This is a genomic window from Amycolatopsis sp. NPDC006125 (genome assembly GCF_040614195.1).
Classification (GTDB): Bacteria; Actinomycetota; Actinomycetes; order Mycobacteriales; family Pseudonocardiaceae; genus Amycolatopsis_E; species Amycolatopsis_E tucumanensis.
In genome coordinates this window covers 12780-38511 of sequence record NZ_JBEXTZ010000047.1, presented here as the reverse complement: position 1 = coordinate 38511, position 25732 = coordinate 12780, and the positions used below count along the sequence as shown (strand labels likewise).

Below are 25732 nucleotides of genomic sequence, written 5' to 3'. Positions count from 1 at the left end.
ACACCAGGGGCGGCAACGTGAACGACACGCTGGCCGGCGAGGACATCGCCGAAGAGGTGTCCGGCATCGTCGAGGGCGTCTTCGGGCGGCTCGCGCCCGCGGTCGCCGCGGCCACCGCGGTCCTCGGCAGACCGGGCCCGGTCCGCGCCGCCGACCTGGACGCGCTGCGCCCGGACGTGCTCGCGGCGCTCGGCGAACGGGTGGTGGGCGCCGGTTTCATCGCCGCCCCGGACGCGCTCGCCGACCAGCGCTTCGGCTTCGAATGGTGGACCTGCACGCCGGGCGGGCCGCCCGCGCAGCTGTTCATCAGCCTCGACCCGGCCAGTGACCACTTCCTGGACTACACGCGGCAGTCGTGGTTCACCGTGCCGCGCGATTCCGGCCGCCGCCACATCACCGGGCCGTACGTCGACTACCTGTGCACCGACGAGTACACGCTGACCTTCACCGTCCCGGTGCTGCGCGACGGCGCGTTCGCCGGGGTCGTCGGCGCGGACGTGTTCGTGCACGAGTTCGAGCGGCTGCTGCTGCCGAAGCTGCGGCGCGTCGACGGACGAGCGGCGGTGATCAACGCGCAGGGCCGCGTGATCGCCGCCAACACCGCCCGTCAGGCGACCGGTTCGCTGGTGCGGGATCCGGACATCGCGTCCTGGTGGAACGGCGGCGCGCAGCCGGTGCACGACGCGGACACGGTGCTGCTGCGCTGCGGGGACGCGCCGATCGCGCTGCTGGTCACCAGGCGCTGAACGCCGCCGACAGCTCGCGGTGGGCGTCCACGAGGGACGGTCCGTACCAGGTCAGGTAGCGGCCGGAGACCAGCACGTACGGCACGTCCGGGAACGCCTCGGGGCCGTCGATGTCGGTGAACAGGTACGGCTCGTCGGGCAGCACCAGCAGGTCGGCGCCGTCGGCGAACCGCGCCCGCAGCTCGTCGATCTTCGGGCGCGGGTACCGGTCTTCGTGGTCGGCGTAGACGTTGGCGACCCCGAGGCGGTGCAGCAGGTCGCCGCCGAACGTGTCCCGGCCGAGCACGATCCACGGCTTGCGCCACACCGGAATCACGGCACGCACGCGCTCGGGAGCCGCCTCCCGCCACAGCTCCTCGGCGGTCACCAGCCAGTCCGGTTCGGACACCTCGAACGCCTGGGTCAGCAGGCGGCGCAGCGACGCCAGCGCGTGCGGAACGGTCGCCGGCGCCTCCATCACCCACACCGGAATGCCGTTGGCGCGCAGGCGTTCCACGTCCTCCGGCCGGTTTTCCTCGGAGTTGGCGAGCACCAGGTCCGGACGCAGCGCGAGGACGTCGTCGACCTTCGGGTACTTCGAGCCGCCCACCCGCGACACCTGGAGGCTGTCCGGGTGGGTGCAGTAGTCGGTGGCGCCGGCGATGCGGCCCGGCACGGTCGCCTCGACCGCTTCCGTCAGCGCCGGGACCAGCGAGACCACGCGCTGGGGCGCGCCACGCAGCGGCACGTCCTCGCCGAGGTCGTCGAACAGCGTCATCGGTCTCCTTCGAGGTGTTCCAGCAGTACGTCGCCGTGGCAGGGTTCCGGCGCGCACCAGCAGCCCAGCGCCCGGCCGGACAGCTCGCCGAGCCGGTCCAGCAGGTCCGGCCGGCCGTCCAGGTACTCGCGGTAGTGCCGCACCATGGCGGCGCGGTCGGTCTTGCCCTCCTTGACGAACGGGTTCGCGAAGTCGGACTCCGGCCAGGAGTGCCGGTTGCCCCGGTGCCCGATGTAGGTGATCAGGTCGTTCTCCACGAGCCACGGCACGAGGTGCTTGTGCGGCCCCGATTTCCGCACGTTGACGACCACCGCGTGGCCGTCGCGCACGCGCTGCGCCAGCTCGCGTTCCTCGTCGGTCCAGTCGCTCATGCCCGCTCGAACGACACCTTCCGCTTGTCGACGTCCACCGCGGTCAGCCGGACGCTGATGCGGCGGCCCTCCGGCAAATTCTCCCCCGCGCACCGCGCCATCACCGGCGGATCGGCCAGCAGGATCTCCGCGCGGTTCTCCTCCGCCCGCAGGACGACCGCCTCGAAGGTCTCGCCGACGCGGTCGGCCAGCATCCACGCCTCGACCTGGTCCAGACAGGCCTTCTCGACCCGCGCGGCGAGCAGGTCCGACGCGTTCATCAGGCCGGGCAGCTCGGTCAGCGCGGCGCGGGCCCACGCGGGAACCGGCTCGCCGGCGTTGACGGCCAGGCAGACCTCGGTGGCGAAGCGGTCGGCCAGTCGCCGGATGGGGGCGGTGACGTGCGCGTACGGGGCGCCGATGCCGGCGTGCGTGACGACCTCGGGCAGTTCGCCGTCGAAGGTGGTGTAGCCGGCGCCGCGCAGCAGGCGGGTGGTGTCGGTGTAGAAGGCCATCGACTCCGGCTGGGCGGGGTCGAGCCCGGCGAGCAGCTCGGCGACGCTCGTCCCGGCAGGCCAGTCGATGCCCAGCGCGCGGGCCGCGCCGCGCAGCCACTGGAGCGTCTCGGCGTCCGGCTCGGGCAGAGTGCGCAGCAGGCCGATCTTCGCGTCGATCATCATCCGCGCCGCGGCCATTCCGGTGAGCAGGGAGATCTCGGCGTTCCAGGCCTCGAGTCTCGTGCGCGGCCGCATGCCGAGCACCCAGTCGCCGCCGTTCGCGCCGATGATCCGGTCCGGCAGCTGCGGTTCGACCGCGCCACGGCGCACCGCCAGTTCACGGCGGAGCGTGCCCAGCTCGGGCAGGGCGGCGATCGACGGGTGCGGCGCGGCCGGGTCCTCGGTCGCGTAGTCGAGTTGGTCGGTGGAGCGGACGAGCGCGCGGCGCACGGTGGCGTGCGTGGGTTCGCCGTCGCGGTCGAGGTCGAGGGTCCACAGCACGGCGGGCCGGACCTCGCGCGGCAGCAGGCTCGCCGCGCCCTCGGACAGCACCGGCGGGTGCAGCGGCACGGTGCCGTCGGGCAGGTAGAGGGTCTGGCCGCGGCGGCGGGCCTCCCGGTCGATCGGGCCGCCCGGCGCGACGAACGCGGCGAGGTCGGCGATCGCGTAGTGCACGAGGAAGCCGCCGGACCGCCGCTCGATGAGGACGGCCTGGTCGAGGTCCTTCGCGCCCGGCGGATCGAGCGTGACCAGGGGCAGGTCGGTGGCGTCGGCGCGGTCGGCGGCCAGTCCGGACGGATCCATCACGACGCCCTCGGCCTCGGCCAGTACGGCCGGGTCGAAGTCCTCCGGCAGCTCGAACTCGGCGCGCAGCCGGGCGAAGCCGCCGTCCGCCGAGTTCGTGCTGGTCACGACGTGGGGCACACCTAGACCCTAACCCGGTATGGCCGTTCCGGTCGCCCGTTCGGGGTTGAGCCGGACGGGTGTATCTTGCCCGCACACCGTCGAAAAGCGATATCGTTTTCATCTATATGAAGGGTGCGCACACTGTGAAAGTCGCCTTTGTCGGCAAGGGCGGAAGCGGGAAGACGACGCTGACCTCGCTGTTCGCCGCTTATCTCTCCGGTTCCGGCCACCCCGTACTGGCCATCGACGCCGACATCAACCAGCACCTCGCCGTCGCGCTGGGCGCGTCCGCGGAGGAGGCGGCCGCGCTGCCGACGCTCGGCGAGCACCTCCCCCTGATCAAGGACTGGCTGCGCGGCGACAACCCGCGGATCACCAGCGCCGAGGCGATGATCAAGACGACGCCGCCGGGGCGCGGGTCGCGGCTGGTGCGGCCGTTCGAGGACAACCCGGTCTTCGCGGCGTGCTTCCGCGACGTCGCCGGGGTGCGGCTGGGCGTGACCGGGCAGTTCACCGAGGACGACCTCGGGGTGGCCTGCTACCACTCGAAGGTCGGCGCGGCGGAGCTGCTGTTGAACCACCTGGTCGACGACGCGGGCGAGTACGTCGTGATGGACATGACCGCGGGCGCCGACGCGTTCGCCTCCGGCCTGTTCACCCGCTTCGACGTGACGTTCCTGGTGTGCGAGCCGACGCTGCGCAGCGTCGGCGTGTACCGGCAGTACGCCGAGTACGCGCGTGACTTCGGCGTGCGGCTCGCGGTGGTCGGGAACAAGGTCACCGACGACGAGGACGTCGAGTTCCTGCGCGAGCAGCTGGGTTCGGACCTGCTGTGTTGGCTGTCCGGGTCGTCGCACGTGCGCGCCGCCGAACGCGGCCGGGCGCGGCCGATCACCGCGCTGGAGCCGCACAATCTGGACGCCCTCGCCACCATCCAGTCCACTGTGGATGCCACGCCGCGGGACTGGGCGAAGTTCCACCGCCAGGCCGTCGAGTTCCACCTGCGCAACGCCCGGTCGTGGGGCAACGAGCGCGCGGGACAGGACCTGGCCGAGCAAGTGGACCCCGAGTTCGTGCCCGGCCCGCCAGCGCTGGCCGGGGCGTAGGAAGAAATCGAAAGGAGCACGATGTCCCTCGATGTACCCGCCGACCTGCTCGCCCGCGCCGAATCCGGTGAGGTGAGCGACGCCGAGTTCGTCGCCTGCGTGCGCGACTCGCTGCCCTACGCGTGGCAGGTGATCAGCGAAGTGGCCGCGGACCTCGAGGGCGGCGCCGCCGACTTCGCCGACCACGCGACCCCGCCGCCGAGCGAGAAGGAGCGGGGCCAGCTGCTGCGGGCGCTGGCTTCGGACGCGATCCGCGGCGGGCTGGAGCGGCACTTCGGCATGAAGCTGGCGTTCCAGAACTGCCACCGGGTCGCGGCCTTCCGCCCGGCCGCCGTGGACAGCGACGCGTACCGGGAGTTCATCTCGCCGGCCGGCCAGCTGCGCAACCAGAGCCCCGCACTGCGCGACTGCTGAGGTTTGTTCGAGAAGGGCCCCGGACCGGTCGCGGTCCGGGGCCCTGTCACGTCAGCGCCACTTGGCGTCTTCCTCGTCGGCCTTCTTGGTGCGCTCACGGGCGATCTCGAGCGCGCGCTTGGCCGTGGCCTCGTCGGGGTAGGGGCCGAGGAGGTCGATGGACCGCGACCGCTCGAGGTGCTCGACCTCGCCGGTGCGGGTGTTGTAGTACCAGCCCTGGTCCGGGTTCGGGTCCTTGCTCTTCGCCATAGAGCGAGCTTCGCACCCGGCGGCGGGCGGCGCCAGCGGCACCGCGCCGGTCAGGGGCGGTAGCGGTACGGCAGCTCCGTCGGCTGGCCGGTCGGGCCGAACTCGTGCTCCGGGTTGTCCGGCTCGAACCAGTCGCGGTTCACCTGCGGCGTGCCGCGCGGCGGCGTCGGCTCCGGGTCGGTGGGCCGGGTGAGCGGGATGCCGGCCGCCGGGGTCGGCTGGGGTTGCGGGGGCAGCGGCTCGGTGAACCGGGGCGGCTCCTCCGGGGGCTCCATCGCGCGCCAGGCCTGCGGGTTCGTCACCCGCTGCGGCTGCTCGGGCGGCGTGCCCGGCATCGCGGCTCCAGCCGGGGCAGCGGCCGGACCGGTCTCGGGCGCGGCGGGGCCGCTTCCAGGCGACGTGCCCTGGCCCGGTGCCGCGCCTCCCGCCGGCGCCACAGCCGGGCCAGTTCCAGGCGACGTGCCCTGGCCAGGCTGCGCACCTCCTGCCGGAACAGCGGCCGGGCCGGGCACCGCGCCTCCAGTCGGAGCGGCCGAACCGGCTTCGGCCGGGCCCGTTCCGGGCGGTGTGCGTGGCGCGGCGAGCTTCTTCGGCGGCTCCGGCAGCGGCGGCACCTCCGGCGACGGCGTGGTCGGCGTGGTCCGCCACACCGGCGCGGGCGGGATGATCATCGGGGCGGCGCGGGGGACGTCCGCGTCCGGGGTGGGCGCCGCCGCGTCCCGGCGGGCCTGTCCGCGCGGCGGGATCGGGTCGAGGCAGGGCACCAGGACGGTCGTGTTCTCCGGCTCCTCGACCTTCCGCCCGCTGCGCTCGCGGTAGACCATGTCGCCGTCGGCGTCGATCTCGACCAGGTAGCCGACCTCGGCGAGCTGCTCCTCGTCCAGGTCGACGAGCTTCTCGTAGCGCGACGGCACGGTGCGGTAGACCGGCCACGACAGCGTCCGGTGCGTCTGGTGGAACTGCGACAGCAACCCGGCCATCTGCTGCTGCCATGGCAGCGACATCGACTCCGCCAGCGAACGCGGCAGCACGACGTAACCCTCGTCCACACCCGGCAACCCCTGCGACAGGTAGTCGGCCAGGGGCGTGCTCGACGCGGGCGGGCCCGGCCGCGGCGGGGGCGGCGGGGCGCCGAACAGGTCGTTGAGTTGCGCCGGCTTCTTGTTGCGCTTACCGAACTTCTTCGCCACGGGGCACCACCTTCTACACGCCGGGCCGGACTGCCTGCGGCACAAGCTCGTCTTCGTTCCAGGAGACCTTCCGGGTGTGCACCGGCACGCCGGTCTGCTGGGCCTCCACGATCTTCCCGTCGCCAAGGTACATCGCGACGTGGTGGATGGTCGCCGGGTTCGACGGGTCGTACGCCCAGAAGAGCAGGTCACCGGGCTGGGCGTCACGCACCGGAAGCATCGCGCCGTTCTTGTACTGGTCCCGCGACACCCGGCTGAGCGTGATGCCCGCCGCCTCGTAGGCGCGCAGCATCAGTCCGGAGCAGTCGTAGGAGTTCGGCCCGGTCGCGCCCCACACGTACGGCTTGCCCTGCTCCCCCAGCGCGAACTGGATCGCGGCGGCCGCGGCGTTGTTGGGCGGCAGCACCAGGCCCGCGCTCTGACCGCAGCCGACCATGTCCGCGACCTGGCCCAGGTTCTCCACCAGGTGGGCCGCCATCTGCTCCCACTTGTGGTAGCGCTCGGGGAACGCCGACCGCTCCACGTCCTGCGCCGACGCGCCGGGACGCTGCTTGTCCCAGTCCGGCACGGTGAGCAGGACGTTGTAGAACTTGTTGATCTGGTACGGGATGTCCTGCAGCTGCGCGGGCGTGCCCCAGCCCATCGACGGGCGCATCTGGAAGATGCCCAGCGAGTCGCGGTCGCCGTAGTTCAGGTTCCGCATGCCGGACTCGGTCATGCCGGCCTGGATCGCGATCTGCCACGCGCGCGGGGAAAGGCCGCGCTGCTTGCCGATCTCGATGATCTGGCTGATGATGTAGCGCTGCTCGTCGTTGAGCTTCGCGGCCTGCGCGGCGCCGTGGTCGGTGCCCGGCACGCTCGGGCCGATCGCCGCGTCGCAGCTGACGTTGGTGTAGGCGGCCTGCATCTGGGCCTGCTGCTGGTCGCTGACGACCTTCGTCACGACACCGACGGTCGCGACCCCGGCGAAGAGAACGGCGACGAGAACGCCGACGAGGACACCCAGCCGCATGGGTCAGCTCGCCTGGTCGTAGCCGGTGACGAGCCAGCCGGACGGGGTCTTCGCGACGGTGATCGACAGCTGCGGGCCGTCGGTCGGCACGAGCACCTCGACGGAACTGGTGTAGGACTTCGTGACGGTGGGTTCGCCGGTGACCCTGGTGGCCGGGATGTTCGCCGGGTCCACAGTGGACATCTCCGGCAGGTACTCCTCCGTCGTGAGTGGACGGAGGCCCTCCAGCCATTGCGCGTTGGTCATGCCTGCCGGGTGGGTGGCCCACGCGGTGGCCCACTGCTTCGCGGTCTGCAGGGCCGCCGGGTCCGGCGCCGCGGAGGTCGGCTGCAGCAGCGGCGCGGTGAGCCGGGTCGACATCGGGGCGGGCGAGGAGCCCGCGCTGGTCGGGCTGCTGCTGGCGCCGGGGTCCTGGATGCGGACCGGCGTCGGCCCGGAGCGGTTCGGGTTGCCCAGGAGCTGCGGCACGACGATGCCGATGGCCACGATCAGCGCGATCACCGCGACGGCGGTGCCGACGAGGTGGGCGGGCGAGCGCAGCGGGAAACCCCAGATGCGGCGGTAGACGGCGGCGCGGCCGCGGTTGGTCCGGATCGGCATCTACATCACCGCACGATCCGGTCGGTGTCACGGGAGTCGTCGCGCACCTCGAGCCCGCGCGAAGGCCGGTACAGCACGTGGACCGGCTTGCCGCCGACGAGTTCCTGCCCGGCGCGGCGCGGTTCCGGCCGCTGGGCGGGGGTGGCGCTCATGCCCGGCCGCGAGATGCGCGACGGGACGACGACGGGGTCGGGTTCGTCCCAGCCGCGGTCGTAGACGGGCGAGGTGTCGACGCGGCGGCTGGGCCGCTGCGCGACCGGCGGCATCCAGCCGTCCGCGCGGCGGGTGGTGCCGGGCGGGGCGGAGTAGACGAACGCGTCCGGGTCCGCGCCTTCCGGTGCGTAGCCGGCGTACGCGGGCTGGTGGCCGCCACCGGCGGGCAGGCCCGGCCTGGTGTGCCCGGGCAAGGCGGGCCCACCGCCGGGCCAAGGCGCGCCGGACCAGGCGGCGGCGGGGCGGGCGGCCATGGCGCCGGCGCCGTCGAGACGCTGGGCCGTGGCGAAGACGGTCGCCTCGGGACGCCCACGGCCCGCCGACCCGGTCGGGCTGGCGACCTCGCTCTCCTCGCCCTCGCGGACGCTCTCCCAGAACTCGTCCTGCGGCGTCGGCCCCTGCTTCTTCCGGAAGCGGCTGAACAGGCCGCCACTCGGGGCCGGAATGGAGGACCCGACCATGCCGACGGACATCTCGACCATCTGCCACAGGCGGCGAACCGGCCTGCCGACGAGGAACAGCAGGATCGTGACGAGACCCGCCAGGATCATCTGCGTCAGGATGGACAACCGGGCGGCCGGCGAGAAGATGGCCTGCAGCAGCAACGCGTGCACACCGGCCAGGACCGACAGCACCAGGAGGTTGAAGCCGACGCCACCGAGCACCCGCGCAACGCGGCGCAGGAGGTCGTGGTGCAGCATCGCGATCAGGCCGATCAGCGGTGCGGTCAGCACGAACAGCCGGATGATCACCTGGGCCAGGAGCACCGAAGCCTTCGCCAGCAGCTGGAACAACGCGTAGGCGAGGCTCTGCCCCAGCGCGAGGAAACCGGAGCCGGTGCGGCTGCCGCCTTCCCCGGTGAAGTACGGGGTGGCGGGGCCGAGCTGGGTCGCGATGTTCTTGTAGGCGGCCTTCTTCGCGTCGACCACGCTCTGGTTCGCGTCGTCGCCGTTGTTGAGCTGGTTCCAGGTGAACGCCTGGGCATCGAGCAGCGGCCGGCCGAACTGCTGCGCCTGCGGGGAGTCCGGCGATCCGAACTCGCCCCGCAGCCAGTTGTTGTAGACGACCTGCGTGTGCAACTCCGTCGGCAGGATCTCCCACGGGTACTGCCCGGAGGAGTCGTCGATGAATCCCGCCTGGATGTTCGTCGTCGTGTCGACGATCGCCTTGTCGAGTGGATCGAGGTAACGCAACATCGCCAGCGAGGAAGCGGCGAGCCAGACCGCGGCCAGCGCGTACAGGCCCCGCTTGCTCAGCGCCGCCAGGTCACCCCGCCAGATGTTCCGGAACATCATGATCGCGAGCAGGAGCGCGACGAGCCCGAACAGCTGCGCGTAGATGTTGTTGTAGACCTTCTCCGCCCCGGCCTTCACGGCACCGTAGATCGGGTCGAGCAACCCACCCTGCAGGATCGTGTAGTGGAGCGAGTTCGTGGCGCCGACCAGGTTCTTGCCGACGTTGAACGCCTGGTTCCCGGCCCACGTGTCGATGGTCGTGTTCGGGCTCGTGATCCCCGACAACGGTCCGCAGTCCGTCTGGTAGACGTGCCAGACCATCCCTGCGTAGCTGTAGTCGAGGTAGGCGCTGCCCGCCAGGCCGTGGCTACGGGACTGGTCCAGCGCGCCGACGAGGCCCGAGCCCGGTCGCTCCGGGATCGGAGCGTCACCACACGCCGCTGCTGAGGCGGATGGCGCCATCACCGTCGTCTGGAAGCCCATCAGCAGTGCGACCGCCACGACGGCCGCCCAGCGGGACGGTCTCTTTCGCCGGCTGCCGCGGTTCTTCAAGCCCCTCCGCAGCGCGTGCCAGCCACCGGCCAGCGCTAGCACGCTCAGGATCGTCACGAGCGTCATGCGGCGTCCCAGCCGCCGCGCTTGCCCGCACCGGCTCGTTCGCCCTCGGCGGAGCCACCGGAGCCACCGGAGCCCGCCGCGCCCGCCGAGCCGCCGGAGCTCCCGGAGCCCGGCACGTCCTCGGCCAGGATCTGCTCCTCCGTCAGCCCCAGATCGCGCTCGGCGGCCAGCTCCAGGTCCGGCTCGAGCTCGTCGTCCGGTGGCGGGGCCGCCACGTGCTGGCGCGGCGGCTCCGCGTCCCGGGCGTGCGTGTCCGCGGGCAGGGCGTCCTTCGAGCCCGGCGTCGTGTCCAGCGACGCGCGCAGGTGGGCCAGGTGCGGCCCGGAGAAGTCCACCCGGATCCGCTCCACGCCACCGGCGCCGTCGCCGAAGATGAACTGCCTCGGCTCGCGGTCGCGCTCCAGGCCGCGCTGCGCGCCGGGCCGCCTGCCCAGCGACGCGACCACCTGCTCGTACCCGACCCCGACCGGCACCTTCAGCAACCGCAGCGCGTCGGCCTGCGCCTCGTCGTCGTCCAGGCGCCCGACGAACACCGAGTCGAGCAGCGCGACGAAACCCTGGATCTTCAGGAAGTCCGCCGGGATCTGCGAGGACAACAGCACCCGGACGTTCCACTTCCGCGAGTCACGCGCGAACCGGTTCATCAGCACGCGACCGGTCGGCACCTCGGACAGGAAGAACGCCTCGTCGATCCACACGCCCTTGCGCAGGTCCTTCGGCTTCTCGTACACCGACCGCTGCGTCAGCCACGCCGCCAGGTTCAGCATCTCGACACCGAGCGCCTCGGCGTCGGTCCAGTGCTCGCGGCCGACGCCGTCCTTGGGCAGCGTCAGCCCGGCCATCGTCAGGACCGTCAGCCGGTCGTCCCGCGTCTCCGAGTACGGGTCGGCGTCGTTCTCGGGGATCAGCAGCGACATGCGCTCGCGCATCTCGTCCAGGAAGTCCGCCACCACGACCGCGTGCTCGTGGTGCTCGCTGGAGTCCCGGCGCAGCGCGTCGATCACCTGGCCGGGGTCGGCGTCGTACCGGCCGCCGACGGCCCGCACCGCCCGCAGCAGCACGATCCGGCTCTGCGGCATCCGCGCGACCTCGTACGGCAGCACACCGGTGAGCACGTCCAGCACGAGCCGCCGCCGGGTCGCGCCGGCCAGCGCCCGCTCGCGCCGCCACGCCCGCTCCGGGTCCTCCTCGTCCATGAAGTGCTCGAGCAGCGGCTCGGCCACCACCCGGTACGGGTTCAGGATGCCGGGTTGTGCATTCAGCAAGTTGATGGGCCGCGCGTACGGCCGGATCTCCGGCAGGTCGCACAACCGGGACAGCGGGCCGGACGGGTCCAGCAGCGTCCAGTGCGCCCCGGCCCGCAGCGTCTTGTAGACGATGCCGCCGCCGAGGAACGACTTGCCGCCACCGAGACCGGCGACCATCGCGGTCAGACCGGAGCCGTCCCGGATCTCCTGCGCCATCCACGGGTCCCAGGCGACCGGGCGCCGGGTGGCGGTGACCGTCTCGCCGAGCAGGATGCCCCGCCGGTCGCCGACCTCGGCCGTCGCCGTCGGCACCGCCGCCGCGGCCCACACCACCGAACCGCGGCGCATGTACGCCGACGAGGACAGCGGCTCGCCCGGGATGAACTCCCGCGCCAGCGCGTACTGCGCCTCCGGGTGCTCGATCGCGATCTTCGGCTTGTACAGGTCGAGCAGCTGCTGGGCCAGCCGCAGCGCCTCGCGCTCGCTGTCACCGGACACCGCCAGCCGCCACCACGACCGCACGCGCGTGGCCAGCGCGGTGAAGCCCGACGTCATCTCGTCGTCGATCTCCAGCACGCGGGTCGCCTGCCGCGCCAGCGACTGCGGCGGCTCCAGCTCGTGCTCGTCGGTGTAGTGCTTGACCTGCGAGCGCACCTTGTTCATCTGGCGCTGCAGCTCGCCGGCCACCTCCTCGGGGCGGCGCACGTAAATGCGGGCCGACCACTCCACCGAGGCGGGCAGCCGGTCCGCGTGCTGCACCCACGGGTCGTCGACCTCGGGGATCTGCAGGCCGTGCATCTGGCCGACGGTCAGCACCGCGAGGTGCCGTTGCACCCCGGCGTTCGACCCGGTGCGGCCGCGCACGGTGAGCGTCGGCGCGTACGGCTCGGCGTGGAAGTCCGCCGCGTCGGTGAAGCTGGCCAGGTCCTCCGGCTCCCACGCCGCGCCGGGCACGGCGGGCAGGTGCCGTGGCGCGGGCAGGCCGAGCGAGCACGAGCGGTGCATCAGCCAGGACATCTCCTCGGCGTGCACCGGGCGGCCCTCCAGGCCGGACGATCCGATCACCTGGTCCAGGTGCTCGACCTCGGAGTCCAGCGCGGCCAGCTCGGCGTCGACGGCCTCGGGCAGGATGCGGCGCAGCAGCGGGGCGGCGCGCTCGACCGCGCGGTCGACGACCCGCCTGGTCTGCACCTGCACCCCGATGTAGACCTCTTTTTCGGCCATCGACCGGCCGAGGAGCTGCTGCTGCTCGCCGATCAGGTAGTCGTCGAACGACAGCGCGCCGGGCACGTCCGGCGGGCGGCGGATGGCGTTGTGGACGTGCGCCTCGGCCCACATCCGGATCGGGTACGGGCGGGTGGTGACGCGCAGGTGCAGCCAGCGGCCCTGCAGCTCGGCGTACTGGCCGGCGATCGCGGCGATCAGGTCGCGCCGCTGCGAGTCCGACCGGAACGACCACCGCTGCGGCGCCAGCCGGTACCAGGCGTAGACCTCGTTCTCGGTGCGCACCAGGTGCCCGTCGATGGTTCGCAGGGAGATCGACGGGGTATAGCTGGGAATCGCCTGCTCACCGGGGAGCCGGCGGCCCTGCTTGCCGGGGGCGCGACCCGGCTGCGGCGGCCACTGCGCAGCCCCGCTCGGGTCGGACTTCCCGGCCTTCCGGCGTCCGCCGCTTCCGAACAACCCCTACCTCCTACCGTGGCGCCGAAGTGCGCGCGCCACGCGGTCGTGCTGGCTGGTGGTGAGGATGCGACCCCGCCGGAGCGAGGTGCCGTTTGTGCTTGGGCAGCGGCCGCTGGTTCCGCACGCGGATCTTCGTGGCCGTGACCGCACCGCCCTCTCCGGAGGTCTTCTCGCGGGGCGTCTGCAGCTCGCGCAGCCACATCGTCATGACGGCTCCGAGCGGACGCTCGTGACTGATCTTGGCGGTGATCATCCGGGTGATCAAGATCGTGATGACGAACGCCCACGCGGTGGAGAAGAAGCCGAACCCGAAGCCGAGCTGCCGCTCCACCGCCAGTACGACGAGGAACACCGGGATGCCGACGCCCCAGGCCACGTAGCGGGCCCGCCACGGGAACGTCGCCTTCGGCGGGCCGAGCCATACCGCGTCGACCCGGTAGACCTCGTCATCGGTTCGAATCCGCACGCGCGCTACCCCGCGCCGTCAGCTGGTGAACAAGCCGGCGATCCACTCGCCGACGTTGACGCCGAGCCCGCTCACGGCGAGGCCGACGATCGCGAGCGCGATCACCACACCGGCCAGGCGGCGCATGACGCCGGCGTTGTCGCCTTTGCCGCCACCGAGCCAGAGCAGCAGCAGCGCGACGGCGAGCAGGACCAGGGGGATGATGTTGTCGAGGAGCCACTGCTGGACTCCACGGGTCCTGATCTCGCCCTGCGCCAGCTGCTGCACAAGTGTCATCATGGTCATCGCGTACTCCCAGGTGCGAGGAGTGTGGGTGTCGGGTGGGTCGGCGCGGGGCAGGCCCACGAGGTCGGAAAGTCCGGTCCGGTCTGTCTAGCCCATCATGGCGTCACAAGCTGTGACGGTCAAAGCGCTCTCTGTCGAACGGCAGTCCATCCACACCAGGCACAGTACGGCCACTTCTCCTGAACTCGTCGCCCTCCATCATCGTGGCAAGACCGCTCAGGGTTAACCCCCTGCACCCGGATTTCCTAGTGTGGGTAGGGACTCACCCACAGGCGCAGTCACGCTTCACTCTGGGTGCGCGGTATCGCTCCTCGATGGCGCGGACAACAGTGTGGCATGCCCCGATCGGCCGCATGGCACGTACCCGGGCGTGACGACTTCTCCGGGCGAGTCGATCATCCGATTCGGCGATCGCGCTCACGCAGCGCCCAGGTGGACCCGTTTTGCCCTCACGATCCGTGATCGGTACGCACTTTCGGGTGGACTCAGGTGTAAGCGCTCACTGCCGGGGGCGCCGCGGTGGGACGCGGTGGTCCGGAGGGCGCGGTGAACAGCGGGTGATCGGGATCTGAACCGAGGTGGCGGACAGTTGGGCAGCGCTTTCCGGCGGCGCGGCGGTGACGGAGGGCGAGCGCGAACGCTTGCTTCCTCACGGAAGGTGAGATTTCAGGGCGGCGGATCGTCGGCGAGCGGTGGCTCGAACCAGGGTCAGGCGCTGTCGCCATCCGGGCAGCGCTGGGGCAACGCCCTGCTGCGGCAGGGCCATTGCCCCAGGGCGGACCCGGGGCCGACTCCAGGGTTCGAGGGGGCCGGCCACTGTGCGCACCCCGGGAAGGTGTCGTGCGGGCGTAGCGCCGGCTCCCGCAGTCACGTGGACGCGCGTTGGGCAGGCCTCAGCGAGGGCAGCCGCGGCCGAGACCGGGCTCAGGCCCGCGCCGTCGCGAAGATTCCGTCCGGGAAGGCTCCGTGGGCGACGGCGTGCCGCGCGAGTTCGCGGGCCAGCTCGTGCAGCCGGGCGGCCTTCTCGGCGCCCAGGTGGCGCCACGGGGCCGTCGCGGAGGCGTTCGTCTGCTCTTCGAGGCTCTGCCGCAGCACGGTGCCCTCCGAGGTGAGCCGGCCGTCGGCGTCCAGCAGGCCCTGCTCGCGCAGCTCCTCGACCCCCGCGGCCCACTGCTCGTCGGACCAGCCGCGCGTCGCCTTCGCCACCGGCTCCACGAAGCCCTTCCCCGTCGCCGTGTAGGTGATCAGCGCGGCCAGCCCGCTCAGCCCGTGCCCGACCAGCGCCGCGATGTGCCCGTCGCCGCGGTACTCCCGCAGCAGCGTCGCCGCGTGCCAGAGGACCAGGTGCGGCTCCGACGGCCACTCCAGCTCCGCGTGCCCGGCGTACAACGGGCGCCCCTCCGGGCTCAACACCGACGCCGCCGAGCGCGCCAGCTCCGCCGCCTCCGCGAGCCGCGGCGAGGTGATCAGCTCCTCGCCCAGCACGCGGCGCAACCCGCCGTCGGCCGCGGCCAGCCGAGCCGCCAAGATCTCCGCCGGCGCGGCGAGCGTCCACGCCCGCGGGATGTGCCTGGCGACCAGCTCCGGGTTGAAGTTGTAGAAGGTGGCGGCGACGACGCCCGGGCCGACCGGGCCCATCGGCGCGGCCCGGCTCGCGAAGTAGCACATCCGGCCCGGCCGCAGCCCGGCCGCGGTCAGCGCCTGCTCCGCCTCGGGCGCGAAGTAGACGAACGAGTGCAGCGGTTCGAGCACCCGGTGGCACCGGAACGCGACGTCGCGGGCTTCTGCGTGATCCACGAGCCCGACCGTAGGCCACCGGCGGGCCGGCGGGAAAGGGGCGGACGAGTTGGCCTGTAAGCCGGATCCTGTTCCGCGGCCGGAACCGCGGCGGCGGCCATCCATCTAGGCCTGCCGTTGCCGGCAGGCTCGAGCGGCCTACCCGCAGGCATCGGACGGGCCGCCCTCGATCGCCTGCGCAGGCGCCTCGCGGCGCCCTCTTGGCCTTGCTCCGGGTGGGGTTTACCTAGCCACCCCGGTCACCCGGGGTGCTGGTGGTCTCTTACACCACCGTTTCACCCTTACCCCGGCGGTGAAGCCGGGGCGGTCTGTTTTCTGTGGCACTGTCCCGCGGGTCGCCCCGGGTTGCGGTTAGCAACCACCCTGCCCTGCGGAGTCCGGACTTTCCTCGAGGGAGTGACCCCTCGCGACCGCCCGGCCAACTCGTCCGCCCACTCAGGGTAACCGTTCCCACGCCGTGGACGTCGGTTGCCCCTCCCCCTGCCCGCCGCTTTACTCGGAATCAGATCGCGCGGCCGTCGACGCACAATTCCCGAAACCATTTCTGTGGAGCCTTCATGCCCGCACCACTCAAATTCGCCTATTGGGTGCCCAACGTCAGTGGCGGACTGGTCACCAGCCGCATCGAACAACGCACCGACTGGGGTTACGACTACAACCGAGAACTCGCCGTGCTCGCCGAGAACAACGGATTCGAGTACGCACTGACCCAGGTCCGCTACACCGCCAGCTACGGCGCCGCCTACCAGCACGAGTCCACCGGGTTCAGCCTGGCGCTGCTGCTCGCGACCCAGCGTCTCAAGGTCATCGCGGCCGTCCACCCCGGACTGTGGCACCCCGGGGTGCTGGCGAAGTTCGTGGCCAGCGCGGACGTCCTGTCCGGCGGCCGGGCCGCGGTCAACGTGGTCAGCGGCTGGTTCAAGGACGAGTTCACCGGACTCGGCGAGCCGTGGCTGGAACACGACGAACGCTACCGGCGGTCCGAGGAGTTCATCCGCGTCCTCAAGGAACTGTGGACCAACGACGCGGCGGAGTTCCGCGGCGACTTCTACCGAATCCACGACTTCGACATCAAACCCAAACCGCTGTCCACACCGGACCGGCCGCACCCGGAGGTGTTCCAGGGCGGCAACTCGACCGCGGCGCGCAAGCTGGCCGGCCGCGTGTCCGACTGGTACTTCAGCAACGGCAAGGACTTCGACGGCTTCAGCGAGCAGGTCGCCGAGGTCCGCGGGTACGCCGCGGAGCACGACCACCACGTCCGCTTCGGGCTCAACGGGTTCGTGATCGCCAGGGACACCGAGGCCGAGGCGCGGGACGTGCTGCGGGAGATCGTGGACAAGGCCGACGTCCAGGCCGTCGAGGGCTTCCGGTCCGCGGTCCAGCAGGCCGGACGGTCGACATCGGACAAGAAGGGCATGTGGGCGGACTCCGAATTCGCCGACCTGGTCCAGTACAACGACGGGTTCCGCACCGGACTCATCGGCACGCCGGAGCAGATCGCGCGCCGGGCGGTGGAGTACAAGCGGCGCGGGGCGGACCTGCTGCTGCTCGGTTTCCTGCACTACCACGAGGACGTCGAGTACTTCGGCCGCGAAGTGCTGCCCATCATCCGTGAGCTCGAAAAGGAGCTCGACGCCACCGCCGCCACCCCCGAACCCGTAGGGAGCTTCTCGTGACCGACTGGATCACCCGCGCCCGCGAGGTCGCCGCCCAGCTGGCGGTCGACGCCGTCGAGCGCGACCGGGCCAACGAGACGCCCTACGCCGAAGTCCAGCTGCTCAAGGACAACGGCCTGGTCACCCTGCTCGGGCCCGCCGAGCACGGCGGCGGCGGGCAGACCTGGGAGACCGCCTACCGCGTGATCCGGGAGATCGCCAAGGCGGACGGCTCGATCGGCCAGCTGCTCGGCTACCACTACCTGTGGGCGTGGGCGGCGCGCCTGGTCGGCACCGACGCGCAGATCGCCGCGGTCGAGGAGCTGTACACGAAGAACAACTTCTTCTTCGGCGGCGCGGTCAACCCGCGCGACTCGGACCTGAAGATCACGCAGGACGGCGACGAGCTCGTCTATCACGGGCACAAGTCGTTCTCCACCGGCAGCAAGGTGTCGGACCTGACCGTGCTGGAGGGCGTCCTGGAAGGGACCGACGAGCACGTCTTCGCGATCGTGCCGTCGAAACAGCCGGGAATCGTGTTCCACGACGACTGGGACAACATCGGCCAGCGGCTCACCGAATCGGGCAGCGTGACCATTTCCGACGTGCGCGTGCCGTGGTCGGATGCCGCCGGATACGTGGACCGGAAATTCCAGCCGCTCGTCTACAACACGCTGAACGTGCCGACGATCCAGCTGGTGTTCACCAATTTCTACCTCGGCATCGCGCAGGGGGCGCTGGAGTCGGCGCTCGCCTACACGCGGGAGCGGACGCGCGCCTGGCCCTACGGCGGGGACGACAAGGCCGCCGCCACCGAGGAGTGGTACGTGCTGGAGGGCTACGGCGACCTGCAGGCCAAGCTGTGGGCGGCGGAAGCACTGGTGGACCGGGCCGGCGCGGCGATCTCGCCGCTCCTGCACGCGCCGCGGGAGGAGCTGACGCCCGAGGCGCGCGGCGAGGTGGCGGTGCTGATCGCCGCGGCCAAGCAGCGGATCGTCGACACCGGGCTGGAGATCGGCACGAAGATCTTCGAGCTGACCGGCGCGCGGGCGAGCGCCACGAAGTACGGGCTGGACCGGTTCTGGCGGAACCTGCGCACCCACTCGCTGCACGACCCGCTGCCGTACAAGCGGCGGGAGGTCGGCGACTACGCGCTGAACGACCGGCTCCCCGAGCCGACCTGGTACACGTAGCCACCTGTTGCCGGAAGGCCACCCCCGCAGCGCTCGGGCGCGGGGGTGGCCTTCACCCGTGAGCGGGGCAGCTAGCGTTGGGGACGTGGTCGCGGCGGTCGGGAGTCTCGGGGCGCTCGCTGCCGTTCTCGGGTTCGCCATGGCGCGCCCGCGCGGCCTGCCGGAGGCGCTGGTCGCCGTGCCCGCCGCGCTCGTCGTGCTCGCCGTCGGGCTGGTCTCGCCCGGTGAAGCGCTGGCGCAGGTCACCGCGATGGCGCCGACGCTCGGGTTCCTCGCGGCGATCCTCGTGCTGGCCGACCTCGCCGACCGCGAGGGCGTGTTCCGGTGGCTCGGCGCCCGGCTGGCCACTGCCTCCCACGGCCGGCCGCGACGGCTGCTGGCGTTGACCTTCGCGGCGGCCGCGGGCACGACCGCGGTGCTGAGCCTCGACGCGACCGTCGTCCTGCTGACGCCGGTCGTCCTGGCCACCACGCGGACGCTCGACTTGCCGCCCAAGCCGCACGTCTACGCGTGCGCGCACCTGGCCAACTCGGCGTCCACGCTGCTGCCCGTCTCGAACCTGACCAACCTGCTGGCCTTCGCGGCGTCCGGGCTGACCTTCACCGGGTTCGCCGCGCTGATGGCCTTGCCGTGGCTGGTCACCGTCGCGGTCGAGCTGGCGGTCTTCGGGTGGTTCTTCCGGCGCGACCTGGCCGGGTTCGCGAAGCCGCCCGCCGTGGACCGGGCCGCGCCGGTCTTCGCGCTGGTCGTCATCGGGCTGACGCTCGCCGGGTTCGGGGTGGGGCCGCTCATCGGGCTCGCGCCGGGGTGGGTGGCCGCGATCGCCGCCGCCGTGCTGGCCGTGCGGGCGCTCGCGCGGCGCGAGACCAGCCCGCGGCAGCTGGTGGTGGCGGCGAACCCGCTGCTCAGCCTGTTCGTGCTCGGGCTGGCGATCGTCGTGCAGGCGGTGTCGGACCACCTGCTCGGTGGCCCGCTGCGGGCGTTGCTGCCGGACACGGCCAGCCTGCCCGGGTTGCTGCTGGCGGCCTTCGTGGCGGCCGCGCTGGCCAACCTGGTCAACAACCTCCCGGCGACGCTGATCCTGCTGGCGGCGCTCGGCCCGCACCCGGCACCCGGGGTGCTGCTCGCCGTGCTGCTGGGCGTGAACATCGGGCCGAACGCCACGTACCTCGGCTCGCTCGCGACGCTGCTGTGGCGCCGCGTCCTCGGCCGGGACGCCCCACCGCTCGGCGAGTTCACGCGACTCGGGCTGGCAACGGTGCCAGTGAGCCTCGCGGCGGCGACCGTCGCGCTGTGGCTGGTGCTCTAGGCACGAGAGCGAAATCGCCGCCCCCATCGTCAGTAGCGCACCGTGCCGGCGGCCAGCGGTGGGTACACCCTCGAGGGCTCTCCGTCGACCGTGGTGCCGGCGAACTGGAGCATCGCCCGCTGCTCGCCGTGCATCGGGGCCGGGTAGTCCAGCTCCGGGGCCGACACCTCGTCCAGGGTGCGCACGTGCTCCGGCGGCAAGGTGACCTCGTCGAGGTTGTCCTCCAGGTGCCCGAGGCGCCGGGCGCCCAGGATCGGCACCACTCCCCGCGCCCGCAGCCATGCCAGCGACACCGCTGCGGACGTCGTGCCCAGTTCCTCGGCGATCGCGGCGACCGCCTCGATCACCGCGTAGTCGGACTCGGCGGGACCGCCGACGAACGCCGCCCGGGCGGAATCGGCCGGTGCGGCGCCGCGGCGGTACTTGCCGGACAGGAAACCGTTCTTCAGCGGGCTCCACGCGACCAGCCCGAGGCCCTGGTCGGCGGCCAGCGGCGCGATCTCGCCCTCGACCGTGCGCGCCAGCAACGAGTACTCGACCTGCAGCGCGATCAACGGCGTCCAGCCGCGCAGCAGCGCCGTGGTCTGCGCCTGCGCGGTGACCCAGGCGGGCGTGTTGGAGAAGCCGATGTAGCGGACCTTGCCGGCCCGGACCAGGTCGTCGAGGGCCCGCAGCGTCTCCTCGATCGGGGTGCTGCGGTCCCAGTTGTGCAGCCAGTACAGGTCCACGTGATCGGTGCGCAGGCGGCGCAGCGACTCGTCGAGCTGGGCGATGACCGACCGCCGTCCGGCACCGCCGCCGTTCGGGTCGCCTGGGTGCATGTTGGTGAAGAACTTGGTCGCCAGCACCACGCGGTCGCGGCGTCCCGGGTGGGCGGCGAACCAGTCGCCGAGGATCTTCTCGGAATGCCCGTTCGTGTAGAAGTTCGCGGTGTCCACGAAGTTCCCGCCGCGGTCGAGGTAGGTCGCCAGGATCTTCTCCGACTCCTCGACGCCGCACCCGGCGCCGCCGGGATCGTCGCCGAAGGTCATCGCGCCGAGGGCGTACGGGCTGACCCGCAGGCCGGATCGGCCCAGGGTGACGTAGTGGTCGAGCGGCATGGGAGGTGCTCCTCGTGTCGGTCCGGATGGTCCTCCCATCGAAGCCCGCGCGAGGTGTTTCGAGGTAGACCGATCCGCGCTGCCTCTTGCACGATCCTCTCGGCTCCGCCCGGATCGGGCTTGTGCTTCCTCGGCCCCGGGTGGTTCCGTCGAGAGGTGCTCAACGAGATCCGCGACCTCATCGCGGCCCACGCCCGCCCGGACCTGCGGACGCCGGTCGACGGCCTGCTGCTGTCCCGGGTGGACGACACCGAGCCGGAGCACTCGCTCACCGAACCGCTGCTGGTGTTGATGGCCCAGGGCGGCAAACGGCTGCTGCTCGGCGACCGGGTGTTCGAGTACCGGGCGGGCCAGTTCCTCCTGGTCACCGCCGCGCTGCCGGTCACCGGCCGGTTCCTGGCGGCGCCGTCGCTGGGTGCCGGACTGGTGCTGCGGCCGTCCGCGATCGCGCCGCTGCTGCTGGAGGCGCCCGCCCCGCGCACCCCGGCCGGCCCCGCCATCGCCACCGGGGACGCCGACGCCGACCTGCTCGACGCCGTGACCCGGCTGCTGCGGCTGCTCGACCGGCCCGCCGACGTGCCCGTGCTCGCCCCGCTCATCGAGCGGGAGATCCTCTGGCGCCTGCTCACCGGCCCGTGCGGGGCGACGCTGCGCCAGATCGGCCTTGCCGACAGCAGCCTGAGCCTGGTCGGCCGCGCCATCGCCCGGATCAGGGAGAACTACGCCGAGCCGATCAGGATCGCGGAGCTCGCGCGGCTGTGCGGGCTGAGCGCATCGGCGTTCCACCGGCACTTCCGCGCGGTCACCGCGATGAGCCCGCTGCAGTTCCAGAAGCGGATCCGGCTGCAGGAGGCGCGGTCACTGCTGCTGGCCCGGCCCGACGACGTCGCCGGTGTCGGGCACCTCGTCGGCTACGACAGCCCGTCGCAGTTCAGCCGGGAATACCGCCGCCTGTTCGGCGCGCCACCCGGCCGGGACGCCGCGCGTCTGCGGGCCTCGGCGCCCGCCTTGCCGTGAGAATCAGGCCAAGTGCGAGATGTCGTTGACCAGGCGCACCGACGCGTTGCCGTCCGGGTAGAACTCCACGATCGACAGCGACGCCAGGTCCAGGTGCAGCCGGAACAGCAGCGACGGGCCGGCGTCCAGGCCGAGCCGCAGCAGGGACTTGATCGGGGTGACGTGGCTGACCACGATGATCGTCCGGCCGGCGTGGCTCTCGACCAGCTCGTCCCGCGTGCGGCGGACCCGCTGGTGCACCGCGTCGAAGCTCTCCCCGCCCGGCGCGGGCACCGACGGGTCGCGCAGCCAGCGGCCGTGCAGCTCGGGATCGCGCTGCGCCGCCTCCGTGAAGGTCAGCCCCTCCCACTCGCCGAAGTCGGTCTCCAGGAGGCCGGGGTGGGTCTCCACCCGGGCGCCGAGCGCGTCGGCGACCGACTGGGCCGTCTGCTTCGCCCTGGTCAGCGGGGACGCCACGATCGCGGTGTCCGTGCCGAGGTCGGACAACGCGGCGAGGCGCTTGGCGGCCGCGGCGGCCTGCTGCAGGCCGTGCTCGGTCAGCGGCACGTCGCCGCGGCCCGAGTACCGGCGGTCGACCGACATCGCGGTCTGCCCGTGCCGCAGCAGCATCATCCGCGTCGGTGTGCCCTGCGCGCCGGTCCACTTCTGCGGCGTCGTGCGCTCCGGGCCCGCGCCCTTGCCCGCCTGGGTGTCCATCGCCTCGTTGGCGAGCCGGTCGGCGTGCGCGTTCTCGGCGCGCGGGATCCACTCGTAGCGCACGGCCGCGAACCCGGCGGCCAGCTCGCGGGCCTGCTCGGCGAGCGGCTTCAGCGCCTCGTGCTTGATCTTCCAGCGGCCGGACATCTGCTCGACCACCAGCTTCGAGTCCATCCGGACGTCGACCTCGGTGGCGCCCGCCTCCGCGGCCGCCCGGAGCCCGGCGATCAGGCCCGAGTACTCGGCGAAGTTGTTCGTCGCCACCCCGAGCCCCTCCTGGCGCTCGGCCAGGACCGCGCCCGTCGCGGCGTCGCGGACAACGGCCCCGTACCCGGCCGGCCCGGGGTTGCCCCGCGAACCGCCGTCGGCCTCGACGACCACTCTCACAGGCCCGACTCCACCGTCCGCACCAGGATCGCGCCGCAGTTCTCGCACTGCACGACCTCGTCCTCGGCCGCCGCCTTGAGCTCGGACACCGTGTTGCGGTCGAACTCCATGTTGCAGGCCAGGCACTTGCGCGCCCGCACCAGCGCGGCGCCGATGCCCTTGTGCGCGCGGACCCGCTCGTACAGCTTCAGCAGCCCCTCCGGGAACCGCGGCACCAGCTTCGCGCGGTCCTCCTCGCGGCGGGCCTTCGTGGTGTCCAGGTCCTTGAGCGTCTCGTCGCGGCGGCCCTCGACGTCGGCCAGCGCCTGCTCGGTCTTGTCGACCTCGGCCCCGGTGCGCTGCACGTCCAGGCCGAGCGCTTCGCGGCGCTCCATCAGCTCCAGCAGGTCGTCCTCGAGCGCGCTCTGGCGCCGGGCCAGGGTCTCCAGCTCGTGCTGCAGGTCCGCGACCTGCTTGGCGGGCAGGGTGCCGCCGTCGATCAGCTTGCGGTCGCGGTCCTCGCGGGCGCGGACGGACTCGATCTCCTTCTCCTGGCGGGCGATCTCGCGGTCCAGGTCGGAGGCGGCGGTCTCGTGCCGGATCGCCGTGTCGCGCAGCTCGCGCAGGGTCTTCTGGATGCCCTCGATCTCGGCGAGCTCGGGCATGGTCCGGCGGCGGTGCTCGACCCGGGACAGCTCGGCATCCACTTTCGCGAGCTCGAGCAGCTGACGCTGGACGGCTGGCTCTGCCTTCACTGGTACTCCCTCGGATTACGCACGGATGGTCCACGGATCGGTTCGGCGCGCGGACACGTGAACGTTGACGTTACCCGCAAAGGCGTCCCGCAGGACGGCCGAGGCTTGACCGCACCACGGCCACTCGCTGGCCCAGTGGGTCAGGCCGACCAGTGCGGGCGCGTCCGCGCCGGTTTCCAGGTGCTCGCCGGCGGGGTGGTGCCGCAGGTCGGCGGTGACGTAGGCGTCCACGCCGGCCGCGGTCGCGGCGCCGAGGAAGCTGTCCCCGGCCCCGCCGGACACCGCCACCGTCCTAATCAGACGGTCCGGGTCGCCCGCCCCGAGCACGCCCGGCTCGGTGGCGGGCAGGGCGCCGGCCACCCGGCGCACGAACGCGGCGAACGGCTCCGGCTCGGGCAGCTCGCCGATGCGGCCGAGGCCGGTGGAGCCGTCCGGGTGCGGGTCGAGCGGTCGGAGCACCCGCAGCCCGATGGCCTCGGCCAGTGCGTCGGACACGCCGGGGTTCGCGGAGTCGGCGTTCGTGTGCGCGCAGTACAGGGCGATGCCGGCGCGGATGAGGCGGTGCACCAGCGCGCCCTTCGGGGTGTCGGCAGGCACGCCGTGCACGCCGCGCAGCAGCAGCGGGTGGTGCGCGACGACCAGCTGGACCCCGGTCTCGATGGCCTCGTCGATGGTGGCCGCGACCGGGTCGACGCAGATCAGGACGTCGGTGACCGGCTCGGCGGGGTCGCCGCAGACCAGGCCGACCGCGTCCCAGCTCTCCGCGAGCGCGGGCGGGTAGGCGTCCTCCAGTGCGGCGATCACTTCGGCGAGGGCGGGCATGGGGGGATCTTCGCATGCGGCGTGGGGCAGACTGCGGGGTGTGACCGAGCCGAGCCTGCACATCTGCTTCGTCTGTTCCGGCAACATCTGCCGCTCCCCCATGGCGGCCATCGTCTTCCGGGCGCACCTGGAGCGCGCCGGGCTGGCCGACCGGGTGCGCGTCACCAGCGCCGGCACCGGGCCGTGGCACGTCGGCGAACCGGCCGATCCGCGTGCCCGCGAGACACTGCGCGAGCACGGCTACACCGGCAAGCACGTGGCCGCGCAGGTCGACAGCGACCACCTGTCCGCCGACCTGCTGCTCGCCGCCGACCGGGGCCACCTGCGGGAACTGCGGCGGCTGGTGGACGACCCCTCACGCGTGCGGTTGCTGCGGTCCTTCGAGCCGGAGGCGCCGGAGGGTGCGGAGGTGCCGGACCCGTACTACGGCGGCGACGACGGGTTCGACGAGGTCCTCGCGATGGTCGAACGGACCGTTCCCGCGCTGCTGGACTGGGCGAAGGCGCAGCTCTGAGCTGCGCTCATGCGGTTGCGGCCGCACGCGGTTACCGTGGCGGCGGGCAGACGAAAAGGTGCTGGACATGAGCGTTCGCGAAGCCGTCGAACGGCTGCTGGGAGTTCCGGTCACCGGGGTGCGCCGCAGCAGTGGCGCGGTGTGCCTGGTGACCGCCGAGGGGCGGGGTGTCCTGGTCGCGAAGCAGGGCAGCGGCCCCGGCGCGACCGACGCCGAAGCCGCCGGGCTGCGGTGGCTCGGCGAGCACGGGGACGTGCCGGTGCCGCAGGTCCACGCGCACGACGACGAGTGGATCGTCATGGAGTACGTGCCGCCGACGTACCCCGAGACCGCCGCGGCGGAAGCGTTCGGGCGCGGCCTGGCGCGGCTGCACCTGCGGGGCGCGCCCGCGTACGGTTCGCCGCCGCCCGGCGGACCGGCCGACGCGTGGATGGGCCTCGCCCCGATGCGCAACGAGGAGTGCCCGGACTGGGCGACGTTCTACGGTTCGCACCGCGTGCTGCCGTACGTGCGGATGTGCGTGGACCAGGGCCTGTACGACGCGGGGCAGGCGGAGGTGTTCGAGCGGTTGTGCGCGCGGCTGCCCGAGCTGGGCGGCCCGGCCGAACCCCCGTCCCGTGTACACGGCGACGCGTGGAGCGGCAACGTGCACTGGGGGCAGGGCGCGGTGTGGCTGATCGACCCTGCGGCGCACGGCGGGCACCGCGAGACGGACCTGGCGATGCTGCGGCTGTTCGGCACGCCGCTGCTGGAGCACATCCTGGGCGCGTACGAGGAAGCGGCGAAGGACCTGGACGCCCCACTCGCCGACGGCTGGCGGGAGCGCGTGGAGCTGCACCAGCTGTTCCCGCTGCTCATGCACGCGGCGGTCTTCGGGGCCGGCTACGCGCGGCAGGCGCTGCGCGCGGCGGAGGCAGCGCTGGCGCGCTGA

At 72.4% G+C, this 25732-nt stretch carries 25 protein-coding genes and 1 other RNA gene; 9 read left to right on the top strand and 17 right to left on the bottom strand.

From position 1 onward, the window contains the following. The first annotated feature begins 17 nt into the window (after positions 1 to 17). Complete coding sequence (locus tag ABZ193_RS23570; protein ID WP_020419713.1) at positions 18 to 746, top strand: cache domain-containing protein; 729 nt, start codon at positions 18 to 20, stop codon at positions 744 to 746. On the opposite strand, the gene ABZ193_RS23565 is transcribed toward ABZ193_RS23570, so the two are convergent. Genes ABZ193_RS23565 through ABZ193_RS23555 form a run of 3 tightly spaced genes read right to left on the bottom strand, consistent with a single transcriptional unit; the run spans position 733 to position 3274 of the window. After that, positions 733 to 1503 (bottom strand): helical backbone metal receptor, encoded by a 771-nt coding sequence (locus ABZ193_RS23565; RefSeq protein ID WP_020419714.1) that lies wholly within the window; start codon positions 1501 to 1503, stop codon positions 733 to 735. The two genes, ABZ193_RS23570 and ABZ193_RS23565, sit on opposite strands and share 14 nt — an antisense overlap. Then, positions 1500 to 1874, bottom strand: coding sequence for a DUF4326 domain-containing protein (locus tag ABZ193_RS23560; protein WP_020419715.1), 375 nt, complete (start codon positions 1872 to 1874; stop codon positions 1500 to 1502). The genes ABZ193_RS23565 and ABZ193_RS23560 overlap by 4 nt, the downstream gene beginning before the upstream one ends. Then, positions 1871 to 3274, bottom strand: coding sequence for an RNB domain-containing ribonuclease (locus ABZ193_RS23555; RefSeq protein WP_354711461.1), 1404 nt, complete (start codon positions 3272 to 3274; stop codon positions 1871 to 1873). The genes ABZ193_RS23560 and ABZ193_RS23555 overlap by 4 nt, the downstream gene beginning before the upstream one ends. Positions 3275 to 3399: 125 nt before the next feature. On the opposite strand from ABZ193_RS23555, the gene ABZ193_RS23550 reads away from it, so the two are divergent. Both ABZ193_RS23550 and ABZ193_RS23545 read left to right on the top strand, forming a co-directional pair. Next, a complete protein-coding gene (locus ABZ193_RS23550) occupies positions 3400 to 4362 on the top strand; it encodes an ATP-binding protein (RefSeq protein WP_237337640.1) in 963 nt (320 codons plus the stop codon). A 21-nt stretch (positions 4363 to 4383) separates the two neighbouring features. Further along, a complete protein-coding gene (locus ABZ193_RS23545) occupies positions 4384 to 4776 on the top strand; it encodes an SCO5389 family protein (RefSeq protein WP_017987030.1) in 393 nt (130 codons plus the stop codon). Positions 4777 to 4827: 51 nt separating this feature from the next. Here the strand turns inward: ABZ193_RS23545 and ABZ193_RS23540 are convergent, their stop codons facing one another. From ABZ193_RS23540 to rnpB, 10 genes are all read right to left on the bottom strand, one after another. Further along, positions 4828 to 5025, bottom strand: a complete 198-nt coding sequence (locus ABZ193_RS23540; RefSeq protein WP_017987029.1) for a hypothetical protein — start codon at positions 5023 to 5025, stop codon at positions 4828 to 4830. Positions 5026 to 5075: 50 nt separating this feature from the next. Next, positions 5076 to 6215, bottom strand: coding sequence for a hypothetical protein (locus tag ABZ193_RS23535; RefSeq protein ID WP_237337641.1), 1140 nt, complete (start codon positions 6213 to 6215; stop codon positions 5076 to 5078). A gap of 13 nt (positions 6216 to 6228) precedes the next feature. Then, a complete protein-coding gene (locus ABZ193_RS23530) occupies positions 6229 to 7227 on the bottom strand; it encodes a C40 family peptidase (protein WP_237337642.1) in 999 nt (332 codons plus the stop codon). A gap of 3 nt (positions 7228 to 7230) precedes the next feature. Further along, positions 7231 to 7827 (bottom strand): hypothetical protein, encoded by a 597-nt coding sequence (locus ABZ193_RS23525; protein WP_020419720.1) that lies wholly within the window; start codon positions 7825 to 7827, stop codon positions 7231 to 7233. 5 nt (positions 7828 to 7832) lie between these two features. Then, a complete protein-coding gene (locus tag ABZ193_RS23520) occupies positions 7833 to 9893 on the bottom strand; it encodes a hypothetical protein (RefSeq protein WP_020419721.1) in 2061 nt (686 codons plus the stop codon). Continuing rightward, positions 9890 to 12823, bottom strand: coding sequence for an ATP-binding protein (locus ABZ193_RS23515; RefSeq protein WP_237337643.1), 2934 nt, complete (start codon positions 12821 to 12823; stop codon positions 9890 to 9892). Before ABZ193_RS23515 ends, ABZ193_RS23520 begins: the two co-directional genes overlap by 4 nt. A 10-nt stretch (positions 12824 to 12833) precedes the next feature. Further along, positions 12834 to 13289: a hypothetical protein gene (locus ABZ193_RS23510; RefSeq protein WP_020419723.1), complete on the bottom strand. Its 456-nt coding sequence runs from the start codon at positions 13287 to 13289 to the stop codon at positions 12834 to 12836. Positions 13290 to 13307: 18 nt separating this feature from the next. Next, the gene (locus ABZ193_RS23505) at positions 13308 to 13574 is read right to left on the bottom strand and encodes a hypothetical protein (RefSeq protein WP_017987022.1); all 267 of its coding nucleotides are present in this window, start codon (positions 13572 to 13574) and stop codon (positions 13308 to 13310) included. A gap of 924 nt (positions 13575 to 14498) precedes the next feature. Next, positions 14499 to 15371 carry a hypothetical protein gene (locus ABZ193_RS23500; RefSeq protein ID WP_237337644.1) on the bottom strand — a complete coding sequence of 291 codons (873 nt, stop codon included), beginning with the start codon at positions 15369 to 15371 and terminating at the stop codon, positions 14499 to 14501. A gap of 41 nt (positions 15372 to 15412) precedes the next feature. Continuing rightward, positions 15413 to 15797, bottom strand: an RNA gene (rnpB, locus tag ABZ193_RS23495) — RNase P RNA component class A. Between the two features lie 131 nt (positions 15798 to 15928). On the opposite strand from rnpB, the gene sfnG reads away from it, so the two are divergent. The 3 genes from sfnG to ABZ193_RS23480 all read left to right on the top strand — a co-directional run bounded on the left by sfnG (position 15929) and on the right by ABZ193_RS23480 (position 19531). Beyond that, the gene (sfnG, locus tag ABZ193_RS23490; RefSeq protein ID WP_020419726.1) at positions 15929 to 17050 is read left to right on the top strand and encodes a dimethylsulfone monooxygenase SfnG; all 1122 of its coding nucleotides are present in this window, start codon (positions 15929 to 15931) and stop codon (positions 17048 to 17050) included. Next, entirely contained in the window at positions 17047 to 18222 is a 1176-nt protein-coding gene (locus ABZ193_RS23485) for an acyl-CoA dehydrogenase family protein (protein ID WP_237337645.1), read from the top strand. The genes sfnG and ABZ193_RS23485 overlap by 4 nt, the downstream gene beginning before the upstream one ends. Before the next feature lie 139 nt (positions 18223 to 18361). Then, positions 18362 to 19531, top strand: coding sequence for an SLC13 family permease (locus ABZ193_RS23480; protein WP_237337698.1), 1170 nt, complete (start codon positions 18362 to 18364; stop codon positions 19529 to 19531). A 29-nt stretch (positions 19532 to 19560) separates the two neighbouring features. Here ABZ193_RS23480 and ABZ193_RS23475 read toward each other — a convergent pair whose 3' ends face one another. Continuing rightward, positions 19561 to 20631 (bottom strand): aldo/keto reductase, encoded by a 1071-nt coding sequence (locus ABZ193_RS23475; RefSeq protein WP_354711460.1) that lies wholly within the window; start codon positions 20629 to 20631, stop codon positions 19561 to 19563. A gap of 156 nt (positions 20632 to 20787) precedes the next feature. On the opposite strand from ABZ193_RS23475, the gene ABZ193_RS23470 reads away from it, so the two are divergent. Further along, positions 20788 to 21648, top strand: a complete 861-nt coding sequence (locus tag ABZ193_RS23470) for an AraC family transcriptional regulator (protein WP_237337647.1) — start codon at positions 20788 to 20790, stop codon at positions 21646 to 21648. A gap of 3 nt (positions 21649 to 21651) precedes the next feature. On the opposite strand, the gene ABZ193_RS23465 is transcribed toward ABZ193_RS23470, so the two are convergent. From ABZ193_RS23465 to ABZ193_RS23455, 3 genes are read right to left on the bottom strand one after another with little or no spacing between them, the layout of a single operon-like run. Next, positions 21652 to 22725 (bottom strand): bifunctional RNase H/acid phosphatase, encoded by a 1074-nt coding sequence (locus ABZ193_RS23465; RefSeq protein ID WP_020419731.1) that lies wholly within the window; start codon positions 22723 to 22725, stop codon positions 21652 to 21654. A 2-nt stretch (positions 22726 to 22727) separates the two neighbouring features. After that, positions 22728 to 23465, bottom strand: coding sequence for a C4-type zinc ribbon domain-containing protein (locus ABZ193_RS23460; RefSeq protein WP_020419732.1), 738 nt, complete (start codon positions 23463 to 23465; stop codon positions 22728 to 22730). 15 nt (positions 23466 to 23480) lie between these two features. Beyond that, positions 23481 to 24287: a Nif3-like dinuclear metal center hexameric protein gene (locus tag ABZ193_RS23455; protein WP_020419733.1), complete on the bottom strand. Its 807-nt coding sequence runs from the start codon at positions 24285 to 24287 to the stop codon at positions 23481 to 23483. Between the two features lie 40 nt (positions 24288 to 24327). Between ABZ193_RS23455 and ABZ193_RS23450 the strand changes: the two genes are divergently transcribed. Continuing rightward, a complete protein-coding gene (locus tag ABZ193_RS23450; RefSeq protein WP_354711458.1) occupies positions 24328 to 24801 on the top strand; it encodes a low molecular weight protein-tyrosine-phosphatase in 474 nt (157 codons plus the stop codon). Between the two features lie 67 nt (positions 24802 to 24868). Further along, entirely contained in the window at positions 24869 to 25732 is an 864-nt protein-coding gene (locus tag ABZ193_RS23445) for a fructosamine kinase family protein (protein WP_237337665.1), read from the top strand.

Coding starts and splice junctions, on each gene's coding strand:
- ABZ193_RS23475 (WP_354711460.1), bottom strand. CDS start 20,631: ATGCCGCTCGACCACTACGTCACCCTGGGCCGATCCGGCCTGCGGGTC.
- ABZ193_RS23565 (WP_020419714.1), bottom strand. CDS start 1,503: ATGACGCTGTTCGACGACCTCGGCGAGGACGTGCCGCTGCGTGGCGCG.
- sfnG (WP_020419726.1), top strand. CDS start 15,929: ATGCCCGCACCACTCAAATTCGCCTATTGGGTGCCCAACGTCAGTGGC.
- ABZ193_RS23560 (WP_020419715.1), bottom strand. CDS start 1,874: ATGAGCGACTGGACCGACGAGGAACGCGAGCTGGCGCAGCGCGTGCGC.
- ABZ193_RS23530 (WP_237337642.1), bottom strand. CDS start 7,227: ATGCGGCTGGGTGTCCTCGTCGGCGTTCTCGTCGCCGTTCTCTTCGCC.
- ABZ193_RS23445 (WP_237337665.1), top strand. CDS start 24,869: ATGAGCGTTCGCGAAGCCGTCGAACGGCTGCTGGGAGTTCCGGTCACC.
- ABZ193_RS23480 (WP_237337698.1), top strand. CDS start 18,362: ATGGCGCGCCCGCGCGGCCTGCCGGAGGCGCTGGTCGCCGTGCCCGCC.
- ABZ193_RS23525 (WP_020419720.1), bottom strand. CDS start 7,827: ATGCCGATCCGGACCAACCGCGGCCGCGCCGCCGTCTACCGCCGCATC.
- ABZ193_RS23545 (WP_017987030.1), top strand. CDS start 4,384: ATGTCCCTCGATGTACCCGCCGACCTGCTCGCCCGCGCCGAATCCGGT.
- ABZ193_RS23455 (WP_020419733.1), bottom strand. CDS start 24,287: ATGCCCGCCCTCGCCGAAGTGATCGCCGCACTGGAGGACGCCTACCCG.
- ABZ193_RS23520 (WP_020419721.1), bottom strand. CDS start 9,893: ATGACGCTCGTGACGATCCTGAGCGTGCTAGCGCTGGCCGGTGGCTGG.
- ABZ193_RS23505 (WP_017987022.1), bottom strand. CDS start 13,574: ATGACCATGATGACACTTGTGCAGCAGCTGGCGCAGGGCGAGATCAGG.
- ABZ193_RS23540 (WP_017987029.1), bottom strand. CDS start 5,025: ATGGCGAAGAGCAAGGACCCGAACCCGGACCAGGGCTGGTACTACAAC.